Source organism: Clostridium chauvoei (genome assembly GCF_002327185.1).
GTDB classification, from domain to species: Bacteria; Bacillota; Clostridia; order Clostridiales; family Clostridiaceae; genus Clostridium; species Clostridium chauvoei.
In genome coordinates this window covers 985,808-1,002,748 of the sequence record NZ_CP018624.1, presented here as the reverse complement: position 1 = coordinate 1,002,748, position 16,941 = coordinate 985,808, and the positions used below count along the sequence as shown (strand labels likewise).

Below are 16,941 nucleotides of genomic sequence, written 5' to 3'. Positions count from 1 at the left end.
ACAATATTAAGTTATCGTTTACAATTTAAATTATAGTAAGTTTTTACATTAATATCCATACAAAATTCTTAACACTTTTATCAAAATTCTTAGATAATAATAAAAAGCTAACATAAAAATGTTAGCTTTTAAAATAAAATTACTTTACTAATGCTTTAGTATCTCTTGCAATCATTAATTCTTCGTTAGTTGCAATTTCATATACTTTAACTTTTGATCCTTCATCAGAAATTTCTTGAACATCAGCTCTAATTTCATTCTTTTCATCATTTATTTGGAAACCTAAGAATTCAAGACCCTTTAAGCTTTCTTTTCTAGTTAAAGAAGAGTTTTCTCCTATACCAGCTGTAAATACTATAGCATCTACACCACCCATTATTCCTGCATATGCTGCAATTTGTGATCTTATCTTATAGTGGAAAATATCTAAAGCTAACTTAGCTCTTTCATTTCCATTATAGAAAGCTTCTCTTACATCTCTAAAGTCTGAAGATATTCCTGATACTCCAAGGATACCTGATTTTTTATTTAATACTTCATCAATTTCTTTCATAGTATATCCTTGCTCTTTTATTAAGAACCCTATAACTGATGGATCTATATTTCCTGATCTTGTCCCCATCATAACTCCAGCAAGAGGAGTAAAGCCCATTGATGTATCTACTGACTTTCCACCTTTAACAGCTGTTATTGAACAACCATTTCCTAAGTGACAAGTTACTATTTTTAAATCCTTAATATCTTTTCCCATAACCTCTGCAACTTTATTTGCAACATATTTATGAGAAGTTCCATGGAAACCATATTTTCTTATTCCGTATTTTTCATATAACTCATATGGTACTGGACATATATAAGCTTCTTTTGGCATTGTTTGATGGAAAGCTGTATCAAATACCGCTACCATAGGAGTGTTTGGCATTAATTCTCTACATGCTTCTATTCCTATAATATTTGGTGGGTTGTGTAAAGGTGCAAGTGCAATACATTCTCTAATTGATTCTAAAACCTTGTCTGTAATAATTACTGACTCTGAATATTTTTCTCCACCGTGAACAACTCTGTGTCCAACTGCTTTAATTTCATCCATTGAACTAATTACACCGTGTTCTTTATCAATTATTGCTCCTAAAACTAATTTTATAGCAGCTTTATGATCTTTAATTTCTGTATTTATTATATACTTATCTCTTCCTTCTACTTTTTGAATTAGAACAGATCCCTCTATTCCTATTCTTTCAACTAACCCTTGAACCATTGCTTCTTCTGTTGTCATATCAATTAATTGATACTTTAAAGAAGAACTACCACAATTAATTACTAAAACTTTCATCTCTCTTCTCCTTTAACATACTATTTAATTATTTGTTTCCTTACTATATAATACAACAAAATAATTAACATTAAAAATGATTAATTATTCCATTTTATCTGAATATTTTAAACCACCTCTTTATAATAAATAATCTCTAAATTAATACATAGCTTTACTTATTTTATCGTAATTTTTTTATATATACTATTTCAATTTTTAATTTTATTATATTTTCTTTAAAATTATTTTTTTTAATTTAATTAAGTTAATCTAGCTTTAACTTATACTCCATTAATAAAAAAGTATTCTGTATTTTAAAATACAGAATACTTTTTATTCTATTCTTTTATCAAACTACGTATAACTTCAGTTGCATCCATATATTTAGCAATTGAGTTTCCATAATTTAATCTATTTATTATTCTTGATATAAACTCTGACATATCAACTGCTGTAAACCATTCAGCATTTCTTAACTCATCTGGTATATAAGTTAAATTAGTAGAGTAAACCTTTGTTATTATTCCTTTTTTATGATATTCATCAAACTTTTCTAACCCTTCTGTAAAGAAAGCAAAAGTTGTTGCAACATATACATTTCTTGCATTTCTAGATTTTAATTCTGTTGCTATATCAAGTACAGATTCTCCTGATGCTATCATATCATCAACTATTAAAACATCTTTACCTTCTACTTCTCTTCCCATATATTCATGTTGAACAATAGGATTTTTTCCATTGATAATTAAAGAATGATCTCTTCTTTTATAGAATAATCCTACATCTACTCCTAAAACACTTGAATAGTAAATAGCTCTATCCATAGCTCCTGTGTCTGGACTAATTACAAGTAATTTCTCCTTATTTAACTCTAATGTTTCTTCATTACAAATAAGTGATTTTACTATATCATATGTTGGATATATATTTTCGAATGAAAGTAACGGAATTGCATTTTGAACATTTGGATCATGAACATCAAATGTAAGAAGTTCATTAACTCCTAATCTTTCTAATTCTTGAAGTGCTAATGCACAATCTAAAGATTCTCTACCCTTACGTCTATGTTGTCTTGACTCGTATAAAAGTGGCATTATTACAGTAATGCTTGCTGCCTTACCCCTAATAGCTGATACTGTTCTTTTTATATCTTGAAAATGTTCATCTGGGCCTTTATGATTTGTAAATCCAAACATTTTATATGTACAGCTATAATTTCCAACGTCGCATAAAATATATATATCTTTACCTCTAACAGTTTCTGAAATTTTAACTTTTCCTTCACCATTAGAAAATCTTATTTCATTAATAGGTATTAAAAATGATTCATTTGTATTTCTTTTATTTTGAATATACTTATCTACATGGTTACCTAACTCTATGCAACTTTCTAATGCTATTATCCCAAGATCATGATTTAATTCGCTCATTTACTTATCTCCTTTACACTTCAGTATATACTTAATTAATAACAGTATATACTAAAAACTTACGTATATAAATATATTTTGATAATAAATTCTGTTTTTTTATAAAAAATTTAAATTTTTTCTTTTTTCAACAGACTTTTTTCCAAATTATATAATTTTTTTTTAATTTTTAAAAGAAGATAATTTATTAGCTTTAGTTTTAATCTCCAACTCCAAAATCAGTATTATTATAAAGTATTTCTATAGTTTTATATTCATTTAAAAACTTATATTCTTTACAAAACCATTTTATTAACTCATCATCTCTTTTTATATTTGTAGAATTCTCTATAAATACATTTATAGTTGCATAATCAAAGTTTTCTAAAATTATTTCTATATCTCTTTTTATCATTTCTTTTGTTTGACCTTGTATTCCGACCATTATGCAAACTGATTGAAAATACTCTTTTACTTCTTTTTCATTTTTAAAGTTTGCATTTTTATTTAAAACTTTATTTCTAAAATCATTATCAAAAGTTTCTACTCCTATCTTAAAGACTATAGGAATATTGAAAAATGACTTCATCTCTTCTAATCTCTTTCTATAACACCAATGACTTTCTAAAAATAACTTTTTAATACCCTTTTCATCTATTATCTTTTTTATATACTTTAAAGTTTCTTTAGGTAACTCAAAACAACTTCCTGAATTAATTACTTCTAAAACTCCAAACTCTCCATCTATTTTATCTAGTATTTCCTTATTAATATTAATTAACTCTTCTTCATTTTCTCCATTATCATGAATATAATCACAAAAAGCACATTTTCCCCATATACAAGGAAATCCTTTTAATAATACTATTTCTCTATTATTTTTTTCTCTAATTTTATTGTATCTTTCCATATCACTTTTAACCCTCTTTATTATTTGCAAAGTTCATATTTATCTTTTAATCTATTAGGTATTCCTTTTAAAATAGTCAATACTAAAATCACACAAATACTTTTATCTAAAATGTCTGTTAATATTTGTGTTGAAAATACACTTGTTACTAAATTTACTCCTGTTTCTTTTAAGTAAAATACTATAAGTGAACTACCTGAAGATGTTATTCCTCCAAAAACAAAGGCTGCTATTGTCGCAGCAACAATAGATGATATTATAGTTACTATTATAATTCCTACAGGTATTAATTTCCCTTTGAAAAAACCTTTTTTATATAAGCTACCTGCTATATAGCCTATTATTGCTTGTACTGGTATAAAATATAATGATACTGGATCAAAGGATAACCCACTAATTGTAGCTGTAGCTATACCTGTTATCATTCCTGCTATTGGTCCAAAGAAAAATGCTGCAAAAAAAGTTCCAATTGTATCTAAATATATAGGTAGCTTTAATCCAACTACTAAAAATCCAACTACTATGTTAAAAGCTGCACATAAAGACATCAATATAATTTTAAATGAGTCATTTTTTTTCATTTTGATTCTCCTTCTTTTTAAACTTATAATCCATATTTTGAATTACTTAATATAAGGTCTATATCTTTTTTATTATCTTTGAAAACTCTATTTAAAAAGAATCTCATAAAATCTTTAGGATTTACTTCTGTTAGTACTAAAACATTATGATTTCTTTTATAAAATTCACCTACATCTACTAATGTTTGTCCTATAGCTACCCCTTCAGTAACCATATCCACATAAGATGTAAAGCCTTTGCATAAACTTCTATCTATAAAATATGCAACTGCTAATGGGTCATTTATTACACAACCTAATGTTCTTTCTTGATTCCAATGAAAATCAACATAGAATCTAGTTATGTTTACTATAAATTCTGCTACGCTACCACCTATTTGTTTTATTAGTTCTATATAGTTAGGTGTTAATATTATTTCTCTTGTAACATCTAACCCAACCATAGTAAAAGGTACCTCTATATCATCAAATACCTTTTTAGCACCATGGGGATCTACCCAATAATTAAATTCTGCTACTTGAGAACAATTTCCATGAGATTTAAAGGCTCCTCCCATAGATACAACTTCTACAATATTATTAAATGTATCTTTATCCTTTTCTATTGCCTTAGCTAAATTAGTTAAGGGCCCTAAAGCTATTATACTTAAATCCCCTTCTTTTGCCTTATCTAGTATAAAATCAATTCCTCCATAATAAATTTCACCATCTGCATCCTCATATCCAGTTTCCCCAAGACCATCTTCTCCATGAGTATCTTCTGCTGTAATAAGGTCTCTAACTAATGGATATTCCTCTCCTATAAATACCTTAATATCTTCTCTTCCTAAAAGTTTTAATACTTTTAAAGCATTTTTAGCACCTTGTTGTGCTTTAACATTTCCAGAAACTATAGTTATTCCTAAAATCTCTAATTCTTGTGAATTTAATGCTAATATTAATGCTAAAGAATCATCAATACCTGGATCACAATCAATTATTACCTTTTTTTTCATATACATTTCTCCATTCCTTTTTAATTACAAAATAAAAAGGATGGCAACACCATCCTTTTAAATATAAAATTATTTATTATTAGACTATTATAAATAAAGCCTCTAAGGAATATCCTTAGAGGCTCTTATAAAATCTTAGAATAATTTCATTAGAAATATGTATAAAAAAATACATATTATATTCCTAGTTTTTTATAGAGGGATGGTTACGAACCTCTCCCAGGTTAACCTGGTCTTTTTATTTAGTTTTTAAAATACTTAATCAGTATATAATATTTTCTATTTTTTTTCAATACTTAATTATACAAAAAGGTAGTTATATTTTTTCACAACTACCTTTTTTAATTTATATTACATATCTAACATCTTAAGTATTTCTTTCATTGCTCTTTTAGCTCTATCTGGCAATCTATCTATAGCCTTTTGTCTACTTCTTTCATTATCTATTTGTGCTATTCTCATTACTTCCTGTTGCAATCCTGGTATATTATTAAGGTCTGCTTGTATTCTGTTAAACTTTTCTGCAAATCTTGGATCTTGCATCTTTTCTTGAAGTTTCATAATTAGTTCATATCCGTTCATTTAAAATTAATCCTCCTAGATATACTATAATTTTATAGTATTCACTTATATTTTAAATGTTCCATTGAAATACCTAACTTAAATCCCACTTCAAGATTCAAAAAAGTAGCTAAAAATAATTAACTACTTTTTGATTTTTCATATTTAACTTTGCTTTTTTAATATAATCTCTAATTCTTTTACAATTTCATCTTCTGGAGCTAGTTTTTTAGCTATATCTAAATGTAATTTTGCTTGTTCAATATTATTCAAATTAATATAGCACATTACTATATTTGTGCATATTTCAACTTCCTTAGTTGCTTCAAAAGCTTTTTTGAAATATTTTATAGCAGTTTCAAAATCATTAATACATGCATAATTTACTCCAAGTTCTACTACAACCTCTAGTATTCCACTTTCCTTTGATATACTTTCATTTAAATAGTATATAGCTTTTTCATAGTTTTCTAATTTTCTATAAGCTACACCTAAATAATAATATATTAACGGATTATCATTAAACTTTTCTGATAAATTTAATAAAATACCTATAGACTTAGCTGGCTCATCCTTTAAATATTCAATAGCTTGTTCATAATCTGATATATTACTTATATCTTCCATTATTACATTTATTTCTTCAGTAACTGGCCCTCCAAGGTTTATATACTCATTAATAGAAACTCTTGCTGCTTTAAAGTCTCCATCATCTTTTAAAATAAGAGTCTTATAAAGATATGCCTCTGGTATTTTTAACAATTTCTTCTCACAGTATTCTATATCTGAAAGTAATATTCCCTTAAATCCATTATCTTTTTCTCTTATAGTTTCTCCAACTAATAATAGCTTCTTCATAACATCTAAATCATTTGCATACTTATATAATCCTTTTAATAATAAATACGCATCTACTAATTTATCCTCTTTTATCTTTTTAGATACTATACTCTTTATACAAACCTCTGCATCTTTTATATATGTAAGAATTGTTTCATAATCATCATTGAATCTTAATTTTTCATCTGCACCTAATGCTAAAAACATACCTTCAACAAAATAATATATAGGTAAGTTCTTCATCTTTAATTCATTATTTGCATTCTCTGTAACATATTCTGAGGATACCGGTATATATAAATCCTTATTTTTTAAAGTTACATAACTAGGCATACTAATACTTTTTTTAAAGCCTTCTTCATTTATTTCTAAAAATAACATTTTACCAAGTTTCTCTTTAAATACTGAATTGTAATCCAAGTTAAACCCTCCTTGCTTTTACTTATCTTATCATAGTACCTTAATAAATATATTTTTTCAAGATTATATTTAAAAAGGAACTCAGATATCTCTAAGTTCCTTGCTGTTTATTATGCTAATTTTTCATTTATTAATGAAACTACATTTTCTTTAAATGTTTCTAAATCTTCTTCTGCACCCTTTAAGCTATTACCCTTAACAGCAAGATATGCTTTCATTTTTGGCTCAGTTCCTGATGGTCTTATAACAAAATATGAACCATTTTCTAATATAAACTTAAGTACATTAGACTTTGGAAGATTTATATTTTTCTTTTCTCCTGTAATCACATCTTCTTCAATACTTAATTTATAATCTAATTTAGTTTTAACTTTTACGCCATTAACTTCAGTTAATTTAGTATTTCTTAATGAATCTATACACTTAGCTATTTTTTCTTGACCTTCTTTTCCTTTTAAGCCAAATGAAACTAAATTTTCTTTGAAGTATCCATATTTTTCATATAAATCTATTAATCCATCATATAGACTCTTTCCTTGTTCTTTATAGAATAAAGTCATTTCTGCTATTAACATAGATGCAATAACAGCGTCCTTATCTCTTACGAAATCTCCTGCTAAATATCCATAACTTTCTTCAAATCCAAAAAGATATGTTTTATTTTTTGCTTCTTTAAATTCTCTAATTTTTTCACCTATATATTTGAATCCTGTTAATACATCCATTAACTCAACATTATAATCTTCAGCTATCTTTCTAGCTCCTTCAGTAGTAACTATAGTTTTAATTATTACTCCATCTTTTGGTAGCTTACCCTCTTCTTTTAGGGCATCTAAAATATAATGAGTTAATAATAATCCTGTTTGATTACCAGTTAAAACTCTATATTCTCCTGTACTATCTTTAACTACAACACCTATTCTATCTGCATCTGGGTCTGTTGCAAAAATAACATCTGGATTTTCTGTTTTAGCCATATCTAACGCTAATTTGAATACAGCTGGTTCTTCCGGGTTTGGATATGAAGCTGTTGGGAAATTTCCATCTGGTGCTTCTTGTTCCTTAACAACTTTAACTCCAGTATATCCAAGTTCTTTTAAAACTCTTCTTACTGGAACATTACCAGACCCATGTATCGGAGTATATATTACTTTTAATTCATTAGCTTTTTCTTTAACAAGCTTAGTTCTTATACTTAATCCTTTAACAGATTCAATATAAGCTTTATCAACTTCTTCACCTATATACACTAATAATTGCTTATGTAAAGCTTCTTCTTCTGTCATATTCTTAATTTCGTTAAAGTCTTTTATTTTATTAACTTCATTTATGATTATATTTGCTTTTTCATCTGTAACTTGTCCACCAAATTCATCATAAACTTTATATCCATTATATTCTTTTGGATTATGTGAAGCAGTTATAACTATTCCACCATAGCAATTTAAATATCTTGTTGCAAATGAAAGCATCGGTGTAGGTCTTAAATCTTCAAAAAGATAAACCTTTACGTTATTTGCACAAAGAGTTAAAGCTGCTGATTTTGCAAACTCTTTTGACATATTTCTAGAATCATAAGCTATTGCAACTGATGGATTTTCAAATCTTCCATTTAAATAATTAGCAAATCCTTGAGTTGCTTTTGAAACAGTATATATATTCATTCTATTACTACCTGCTCCAATTATTCCTCTTAATCCTCCAGTACCAAAGTCAAGTTCTTTATAAAATCTATCTTCTAATTCTTTTTCATCTTTTATATTTCTTAACTCTTCTTTAATTTCCTCATCAACTATTGTTGAATCTAACCAATGTTGGTATTTTTCCATAAATAACATAAATACCCCTCCTTAATTTAATAATCAGATATTATTATACAATAAATAATAAACTATTTAAACATAAAATATAAAGAGCTATAACAAAAAAAATCGCTATAACTCTTACTATCATAACTTAAATATAGTAATTATTACTTATTTAGATCTTTTTCTTCTGATTCTACTACAGCTTCCATATCATCAGCTACAGTTTTTCTTTCATAGCTAATAGATGCTATTACAGAATTTAAATCGTCTACTATTGAAATTTCAGATGCTACTTCTAAATCTCCAAACTTATAAACTGAACCTACTCCCCCTCTATTTACTTTAACTTCTAAATATTTAGGTAATAGATCAGCTGCACATTCTACCTTTACACTATCTCTTTCTTTTTGAAGAACAATTCCTCTTTTAGTTAATATCTCTTCTCCAACATAATGAATTGGTACTGAAGATATTATATTTTGATTTCCTTGTAATTCTTCTAAATCTAAATGTATTATTTTATGAGATACTGGATCTCTTTGAACATCCTTAACTAATGCTTTATGATTTTCTCCGGTTAAATTAAAATTTAATATACCATGTTCTCCTTCACATGCTATTTCTCTTGCTAATTCTAACTCTCCTACTTCAAACATTAAACTCTTGATTGTTTTTCCATATAAAACACCTGGGACCTTTCCATTTCTTCTTGCTTTCTTAGCACTATTTGAAACTTTATTATCTCTCTTATTTAATTCTAAATTTGTCACAGATAATTACCTCCTAAAAATTATGTATTTTAACACTCTCTTTTGTATTCTTTACTTTAAAGTAAAATTTTATACATATTTTATCTATTTACCTTATTGTATTTTTATTTCCTTTAAAGAATTTTATTAAATAATCAATATTGTTAAAATATAATATTTATGCTTGCATAAAATATATTTATTAATAGAAAATATTATTGAAAGAAGGTGTCTATAGTGTATAAAATGAATCAAAAAGAAACTCCTCTTTTTAATGCCTTGCTAAAATATGTAGATTATGATACTTTACCATTTCATGTTCCTGGACATAAAAAAGGCGTAGGCATAGATGAGGAGTTTAAAAATTTCATTGGGGAAAATCCATTTAAAATAGATGTTACTGTTTTTAAGTCAGTAGATAGTTTACATCATCCAACAGGACCTATAAAAAAAGCTCAAGAATTAGCTGCTGATGCCTATGGTGCTGATGCATCATTTTTCTCAATTCATGGAACATCGGGTGCTATACAAGCTATGATTATGTCAACTGTAACTGATGGAGATAAAATTATAGTTCCTAGAAATGTCCATAAATCTGTTACTGCTGGAATAATACTAAGTGGTGCTGTACCAGTATTTATGCAACCAGAATTAGATAAAAAATTAGGGATTGCTCACGGAGTAACTCCTAAAACTGTAAAAAAAACTTTAGAAGAAAATAAAGATGCTAAAGCTGTTTTAATAATAAACCCTACATATTACGGTGTTGCAACTGATATTAAAGAAATTGCTAATATAGTTCATAGCTATAATATCCCACTTATTGTAGATGAAGCTCATGGACCTCATTTAGCATTTTCAAACAAACTACCTACATCAGCTCTTGAAGCTGGAGCTGACATTTGTGCTCAAAGTACCCATAAAATAATTGGTTCTTTAACACAAGGTTCTTTACTTCATGTAAAAAGTAAATATATTGATCCTAAAAGAGTTAAGCAAATACTAAATCTGCTTCAAACAACTTCTCCTTCTTATATATTAATGGCTTCCTTAGATACCGCTAGAAGACAAATTGCTATTAACGGTTCTACGTTATTAGATAAAACTATAGAACTTTGTAAGTATACAAGAAATGAAATTAATAAAATACCTGGATTTTATTCTTTTGGAGAAGAAATATTAGGTAAACCTGGATGTTATTCCTTTGATTCAACTAAACTAACTATATCTTCTAGGGAGCTAGGTATTACTGGCTTTGAACTTGATATGATTCTTTCTAATAAATATCATATACAAATGGAATTATCAGATTTTTATAATGTCTTAGCTGTTGGTTCCTTTGGCGATACTAGAGAAGGGATGGAAAGATTACTAAAAGCCTTAAAAGAAATTTCTAAAGAATATTATGGAAAAAAACCTTATATTCCAGATTTTTTAGATATACCTTCTATTGCACCTAAAGTAATAAATCCAAGAGAAGCTTTTTATAGCGATAAAATATCCACACCTTTAAAAGAAAGTATAGGAAAAATATCTGGAGAATTTCTTCTTGCCTATCCACCTGGCATACCATTATTATGTCCTGGTGAAAAAATAAATGAAGAAATTGTTAATTATGTAGAGGATTTAAAAAGAGCGAACTTATATGTTCAGGGAACTGAAGATCCTACAGTAACAAGTATAAAGATAGTTGAAATTTAATTATTAAGATAAAAAATAGGGAATTTAGCTATACTAAATTCCCTATTTTCATTATCTTTTAAACACCTAAATATTCCTCTAAAGTTAAGTTGCTATTTTCAAAATGTTTGCTATGTTCTACTCCTATATATCTAAAATGCCAAGATTCAAACATAAACCCCGTTTTCCATTCTTTTCCTTCCGGATATCTTAAAATAAAGCCATATTTATGTGAATTATTTTTAAGCCACTCTGCTTCTTTAGTGTACTTAAAATCATTCTCTGCCCATAAAGATCTATCTGTGCCTCCTATATCAAAAGCTAGTCCTGTTTGATGTTCACTAAATCCAGGTTTTGCCGAAAAAGTATCTGTTGGGTCTTGTCCATAACTTGATGCATAGTTCCAATAAAGTCTATTTTGTGACCAATAGCTTCTATAAGTTGAAAAAGCATGTAAATATATACCTTCCTTTGAAGCATCTGCTTTCATTTGTTCAAAAGCAACTCTTGCCTCTTGACTTTCTCCAGTTCCAAAGTTATCAGGCAATCCAAACTCTTTATTTACAAGTAATATTCCATTTATATATTTAGGCTCTCTTAAGCTTGAATCTTCCTTAGATTTTTTTTCATAAATTTCTTTTATTCTTCTTTCATTTGCTATTTTTTTAATATCACTTATGTATGTTGATAAAGCATCTAAAATTTCTTTTGATTTTTTATATTGTTTATTTTTAAAACAATCATTAAATTCATTTATATAACTATTAACTTTACTTACTTCTTCTTCATTAAAACCTTCTAGTTTGTCCTCATTTATTTTATCGAATAATCCTTGAAGCTCCATTTCATTAGATACGCTTATTTCATTTACCATGTTACTTAGGTCTGCTACTAAGCCTTCTAGTTTTTCTGTAACCCCATTAGATATTTCATTTGAAGCTTCTAATATTTTCTTTTTTATCTCTTCAATTTTATCATTAGAAGTATAAATTTCATCTACATGATCTTTTATATATTTGAAGTCATTAATTACTTTTATCTTTGAATCAAATCTTTCTCCTGCAATTACTTCTTTTTCTAAAAGATTTTTATATTTCATTTGTATAGGCATATATACACTAATTCCTACTATAACTCCTCCTACTAACATAACTATAATAGATCGTCTTATCATTTTTTTACTTTTCCTTCTAGGTTTTTCATGTAACTTTTTCACTTTGACTTTATTTAATTCTGTTTTTAAATTATCCTGTCTCAATGATTTCCCTCCTAGATATCTTACTTTGTAATTATTTTTGAAATCTAAAAGGTAAAATGAATATTAAGTTTTCATTTTACCTTTTTAAAATTAATTATCATTAATTACTTTTTTTATTTCTTCTCTTATATTCTTATCTAAAGAGTATTCACTCCAATAATATAGCTTACTATTAATATCACTATCACTTTTTTCTAAATTATAATAAGTAATAGCAGCTTTAACTTTATACTCTTCAACTATATCTTTTACGTAGATTATCTTTTCTTCATCTTCATCTAATCCCATAATTTCTTCTAAATTAATAGTTCCTTTTCCTAAAGCTAACATTTTTAAGAAATTTAGATGTCCTGTAGTAAATTTTTCTGCTGCATTTATAAGATGTAATAATGTTTCATATCCATATTCTACATCTCCATGCTTAACAAAGCTTTTATAAAAATGTTGAATTAAACTAATAACTTGATTATTACCTTTTATTTGAGACATAAATCCAAATATTTTGATTTTCTTTTCATCATCAAAAGCCATTAAATTATTCATTATTTTATTCACTATATTTTCACATTCTACACCATCTGCTGCTAATTTGCAAAGGAGATTAATGGCTTTTAATCTTAATGATATATTTATTGCCGAATTTTTATATGCTATTTTAGATAATGCTTCTACTCCAGTTTCTCTATAACTAAACAAAATCATCAAAACTGCATTTTCAACAACCATTGGCCATTCACCTAATGCATCATATTGACTTCTTAAATTTTTAGGTCTAGATATTTTATCAATAATATATCCTGGTATTAAATAAAGATATTCTTCTCCTATATTTCTAACAGCTTCTTTTGCACTTAATTTTAATTTTTCAAAATCATCATGATTTTCTATAACTCTTAAGATTTCACCTGTAATCAATTCATCTATCTCTTCATTAGTTAATTTTCTATCTTCATAGTGAATTTCTTCAATATCCTTTTCAATTAACATTTCACTATTTTTTATTTCGCTTGAAAATTCATATTCTATGTTTACAGAAGAGACTTTATGTTCATCCTCTTGGCCTATTTCTTCTTCATAAAGCTCTTCATCATCATAGTAAGTATTATTTGTTTTTTTCTTGAATAGATTCCAAAATCCCACTCTTCTCTCCTCCTAAATCTAATTCACTAATAACCTTAAATCCATTCTCTTTTAAAATAAAGGTTGTAAGTCCTTGTCCTAGTATCTTCTTTCCTGAAAAACTTCCATCGTATACATAATTTACTCCACATGAAGGACTTCCATCTTTTAAAATTATCATTTTAGGATTTATCATTTTAGCTATATTTAAAACTTCTAAAGCACCTTTTTTAAAAAATTCTGTAACATCTACATTGTTATTATTTAATAATATTCCCTTTCCCTCTATTATCCCTCTAGGATTGTCCATCATCTCTGCAGGTCTTCTTGGAGTAGAAAGTCCTCCAAGCTGCTCTGGACAAACTAAAATAGCTTTTCCTTCTTTAAATAACTTCATACATTCTGAATTCAAATTATTTTTGCCATTATATTTGCAATTTATCCCACATAAACACCCACTTATTATATACACTTAAGTCACCTCACTATAATAATATTATAGCACAAAAGAGACCCTAAACAATGGGTCTCTTTTATTAAAATATTATTTTAAAGTTGCTATAGTAACTCCATCTCCGCCTTCTCCATAGACTCCTAATCTATATGATTTAACGTGAGGATGTCTTTTTAACATATCGCTTATAGCTTTTCTAAGTACTCCAGTACCTTTTCCATGAACAATTACAACTTCTCCTAGGTTAACCATATATGCTTCATCTAAATATTTATCTGTTCTAAAACAAGCTTCCTCTGAATCCATACCTCTTAAATCTATTCTACTTTCTACTGATTTTAGATTTAATTTTACTTCTCTTTTTTTCTTTTCTTTTTTCTTAGGAGTATCATTTGTTTTTCTTAAATCTTTAAGTTTAACATTTATTTTCATTATCCCAGCTTCTACTTGTACTTCTCCTCTAGAATCTGGCATTGAAATAATTATAACTTTTTGATTTAGAGATGGTAAAAATGCTTCCATTCCTAAATTGACTTTATCTATAACTTCTCCTTGATTTTCTTTCATTTTCATAAGGGATGCTTCTCTCTCTTCTAAGGCATCCTTTAATTTCTTTCTTTCTTCTTCTAGTCTTTTTCTACCACCTTGCTCTATTCCAAGCTTTTCAAGTTCTCTCATAGCCTTTAATATTTCATCTGCTTCATCTTTAGCTCTACTAATTATATCTTTAGCATCTCTTCTTGCATCTTCATAAGCTTTATCTCTTACTTCTTCTAATCTTTTAAGTTTTTCATCATATTTCTTTTTTACTTCTTCAGCTTCAATTTTAATTTTTCTAGCTTCTCGTGCATCTCTATTTGCAATTATACTTTTTTCTTGAAGTTCTCTTATTAAATCTTCAAATTGTAGGTTTTCTTCTGAAATGTAAGCTTTGGCTTTAGATATAATATCATCTTTAAGACCTAATCTTTTGGATATTTGAAAAGCATTGGATTTTCCTGGAATACCTATTAATAATCTGTAAGTTGGTCTTAAGGTTTCAACGTCAAATTCTACAGATGCATTTTCTATTCCTGGAGTTTTTAAAGCATACCCCTTTAATTCACTGTAATGAGTTGTAGCTATTTGTTTTGCTCCTCTATTTCTTAAAGTATCTAAAATAGCTACTGCTAATCCAGCACCTTCTACTGGGTCTGTACCTGATCCTAATTCATCAAATAAAACTAATGAATTTTCATCTGCTTCTTCCATTATATTTACTATATTTGTCATATGAGATGAGAAAGTTGATAAAGATTGTTCTATACTTTGTTCATCTCCAATATCTGCAAATATTTTAGTAAAGAATCCTACTTTTGACCCATCTTTTGCAGGTATTAATAAACCGCTTAATGCCATTAAATGCAATAAACCTACTGTTTTTAACGTTACTGTTTTACCACCAGTATTTGGACCTGTAATCATTAATGTATTAAATTCTTTTCCTATATATATATCTGATGGTACAACTATTTTAGGATCAATAAGTGGATGTCTTCCTTGTATAATATCAAAAACTTTTTCTTCATTTATTTTAGGACATATTGCATTTATAGCTGATCCATATTTACCCTTAGCAAAAATAAAATCTAATTCTACTAACATTTTAGCATTGCTTTTAGCATCATCTATATTTAATGAAACTCTTTCTGAAAGATCCATTAAGATTCTTTCTATTTCTGCTTGTTCCTTTAATTTTAGCTCTTTTATCTCATTATTTAAGTTTACAAGACTTATAGGTTCTATAAATAAAGTAGCTCCAGTTGAACTTTGATCATGTACAAGCCCTTGAACAGCCCCTTTATATTCTGCCTTTACAGGTAAAACATATCTATCCCCTCTCATAGTATATAAACTATCTTGAAGATACTTTGCGTTTGCTCTAACTATACTATTTATTTTCTCTCTAACTGATGAGTTTTTTTCTTTTATACTTCTTCTTATATTATGCAATGTTGAACTTGCCTTATCGCTTATCTCTTCTTCTGAAATAATAGCATTTTCTATTGCATCTTCTAATGATTTTATAGGAGTTAATATATATGCTAAATCTTCTAGTTTAGGATATGCAATTTCTTCTTCAGTTCTTGAAATATAATCCTTAAATCTTCTTGAACATCTAAGCATACCACCAATTCTAAGTAATTGACCTGGTGATAATACGCCTCCTTTTTCTGCTCTTTCTAAAGCTTCTCGTACATCAAATAACCCCTCAAATGGAGGTGCTCCTTTTCTAATTAATATATCTAAAGCTTCATCACTTTCTTGAAGTTTATTTTCAACTTCAAATATAGTTGAATATGGCTTTAAGTTATCTATTAGTTCTTTCCCTCCTGATGTAACAGAATAAAATTTCAATTTTTCTTTTACCTTATTAAATTCCAATACTCTTAGAGATTTTTCGTTCATTTTTCTCTCCTTTTAAAATATAGCCTATTTATAAATTTCCTCGATTAAATTAGCAAAATTTTTTTTAAATTTATTATAACTAAATACAGTGTAAAATGCTGTTACTGCTATAAAAGCAGAAGACATTAAACTAATAATTTTTAACACCATAGCATCAGTTTTATCATTTACCATAAAAGCTATTAAATATAAAGCTAATGCCATAGATGATATTATTATTTGGTTTTTCCATAATGTCTTTATAAGGCCTATACCTTTTCTTCTTTGATCATCTGTAGCCTTTTTAATTCCTGGACATGTCTTTAATTTTACTGTAGAAATAATTACTATAACTCCTAATATAAATATACCTATTAATGAAAGTTTTATTGTTCCTATACTCATCTTTATCCTC

General features: G+C 27.3%; 15 protein-coding genes and 1 riboswitch. Of the genes, 1 reads left to right on the top strand and 14 read right to left on the bottom strand.

The annotated features are described in order from the left end of the window. Nucleotides 1-139: 139 nt before the first annotated feature. The 9 genes from BTM21_RS04660 to BTM21_RS04620 form a co-directional block, all read right to left on the bottom strand. Nucleotides 140-1,333 carry an acetate/propionate family kinase gene (locus BTM21_RS04660; RefSeq protein WP_021875873.1) on the bottom strand — a complete coding sequence of 398 codons (1,194 nt, stop codon included), beginning with the start codon at nt 1,331-1,333 and terminating at the stop codon, nt 140-142. 320 nt (nt 1,334-1,653) lie between these two features. After that, the gene (locus BTM21_RS04655) at nt 1,654-2,745 is read right to left on the bottom strand and encodes a ribose-phosphate pyrophosphokinase (RefSeq protein WP_021875874.1); all 1,092 of its coding nucleotides are present in this window, start codon (nt 2,743-2,745) and stop codon (nt 1,654-1,656) included. 199 nt (nt 2,746-2,944) lie between these two features. Continuing rightward, on the bottom strand, nt 2,945-3,634 hold the full coding sequence (locus tag BTM21_RS04650; protein WP_021875875.1) for a radical SAM protein: 690 nt from the start codon (nt 3,632-3,634) through the stop codon (nt 2,945-2,947). 20 nt (nt 3,635-3,654) lie between these two features. After that, nucleotides 3,655-4,215 carry an ECF transporter S component gene (locus tag BTM21_RS04645; protein ID WP_079481424.1) on the bottom strand — a complete coding sequence of 187 codons (561 nt, stop codon included), beginning with the start codon at nt 4,213-4,215 and terminating at the stop codon, nt 3,655-3,657. Between the two features lie 23 nt (nt 4,216-4,238). After that, complete coding sequence (locus BTM21_RS04640; protein WP_079481425.1) at nt 4,239-5,210, bottom strand: nucleoside hydrolase; 972 nt, start codon at nt 5,208-5,210, stop codon at nt 4,239-4,241. A 178-nt stretch (nt 5,211-5,388) separates the two neighbouring features. Continuing rightward, nucleotides 5,389-5,433: riboswitch (PreQ1 riboswitch) on the bottom strand. 128 nt (nt 5,434-5,561) lie between these two features. After that, nucleotides 5,562-5,792, bottom strand: a complete 231-nt coding sequence (locus tag BTM21_RS04635; RefSeq protein ID WP_079481426.1) for a hypothetical protein — start codon at nt 5,790-5,792, stop codon at nt 5,562-5,564. A gap of 144 nt (nt 5,793-5,936) precedes the next feature. Next, on the bottom strand, nt 5,937-7,031 hold the full coding sequence (locus BTM21_RS04630) for a tetratricopeptide repeat protein (RefSeq protein ID WP_172000984.1): 1,095 nt from the start codon (nt 7,029-7,031) through the stop codon (nt 5,937-5,939). A gap of 110 nt (nt 7,032-7,141) precedes the next feature. Continuing rightward, on the bottom strand, nt 7,142-8,869 hold the full coding sequence (locus tag BTM21_RS04625) for a phospho-sugar mutase (RefSeq protein ID WP_079481427.1): 1,728 nt from the start codon (nt 8,867-8,869) through the stop codon (nt 7,142-7,144). Between the two features lie 134 nt (nt 8,870-9,003). After that, nucleotides 9,004-9,609 carry a 50S ribosomal protein L25 gene (locus BTM21_RS04620; RefSeq protein ID WP_021875881.1) on the bottom strand — a complete coding sequence of 202 codons (606 nt, stop codon included), beginning with the start codon at nt 9,607-9,609 and terminating at the stop codon, nt 9,004-9,006. A gap of 216 nt (nt 9,610-9,825) precedes the next feature. Here BTM21_RS04620 and BTM21_RS04615 point away from each other — a divergent pair, with 216 nt between their 5' ends. Further along, the gene (locus BTM21_RS04615; RefSeq protein ID WP_172000985.1) at nt 9,826-11,289 is read left to right on the top strand and encodes an aminotransferase class I/II-fold pyridoxal phosphate-dependent enzyme; all 1,464 of its coding nucleotides are present in this window, start codon (nt 9,826-9,828) and stop codon (nt 11,287-11,289) included. 58 nt (nt 11,290-11,347) lie between these two features. Here the strand turns inward: BTM21_RS04615 and BTM21_RS04610 are convergent, their stop codons facing one another. The 5 genes from BTM21_RS04610 to BTM21_RS04590 form a co-directional block, all read right to left on the bottom strand. After that, complete coding sequence (locus BTM21_RS04610) at nt 11,348-12,526, bottom strand: M15 family metallopeptidase (protein WP_242944817.1); 1,179 nt, start codon at nt 12,524-12,526, stop codon at nt 11,348-11,350. Between the two features lie 90 nt (nt 12,527-12,616). Continuing rightward, nucleotides 12,617-13,666, bottom strand: coding sequence for a hypothetical protein (locus tag BTM21_RS04605; RefSeq protein WP_079481428.1), 1,050 nt, complete (start codon nt 13,664-13,666; stop codon nt 12,617-12,619). Further along, entirely contained in the window at nt 13,629-14,117 is a 489-nt protein-coding gene (locus BTM21_RS04600) for a 2-thiouracil desulfurase family protein (RefSeq protein ID WP_079481429.1), read from the bottom strand. Before BTM21_RS04600 ends, BTM21_RS04605 begins: the two co-directional genes overlap by 38 nt. Nucleotides 14,118-14,189: 72 nt before the next feature. Then, a complete protein-coding gene (locus tag BTM21_RS04595) occupies nt 14,190-16,547 on the bottom strand; it encodes an endonuclease MutS2 (RefSeq protein ID WP_096145355.1) in 2,358 nt (785 codons plus the stop codon). Nucleotides 16,548-16,571: 24 nt separating this feature from the next. Continuing rightward, nucleotides 16,572-16,931 (bottom strand): hypothetical protein, encoded by a 360-nt coding sequence (locus BTM21_RS04590; protein WP_021875888.1) that lies wholly within the window; start codon nt 16,929-16,931, stop codon nt 16,572-16,574. Nucleotides 16,932-16,941 lie beyond the last annotated feature (10 nt).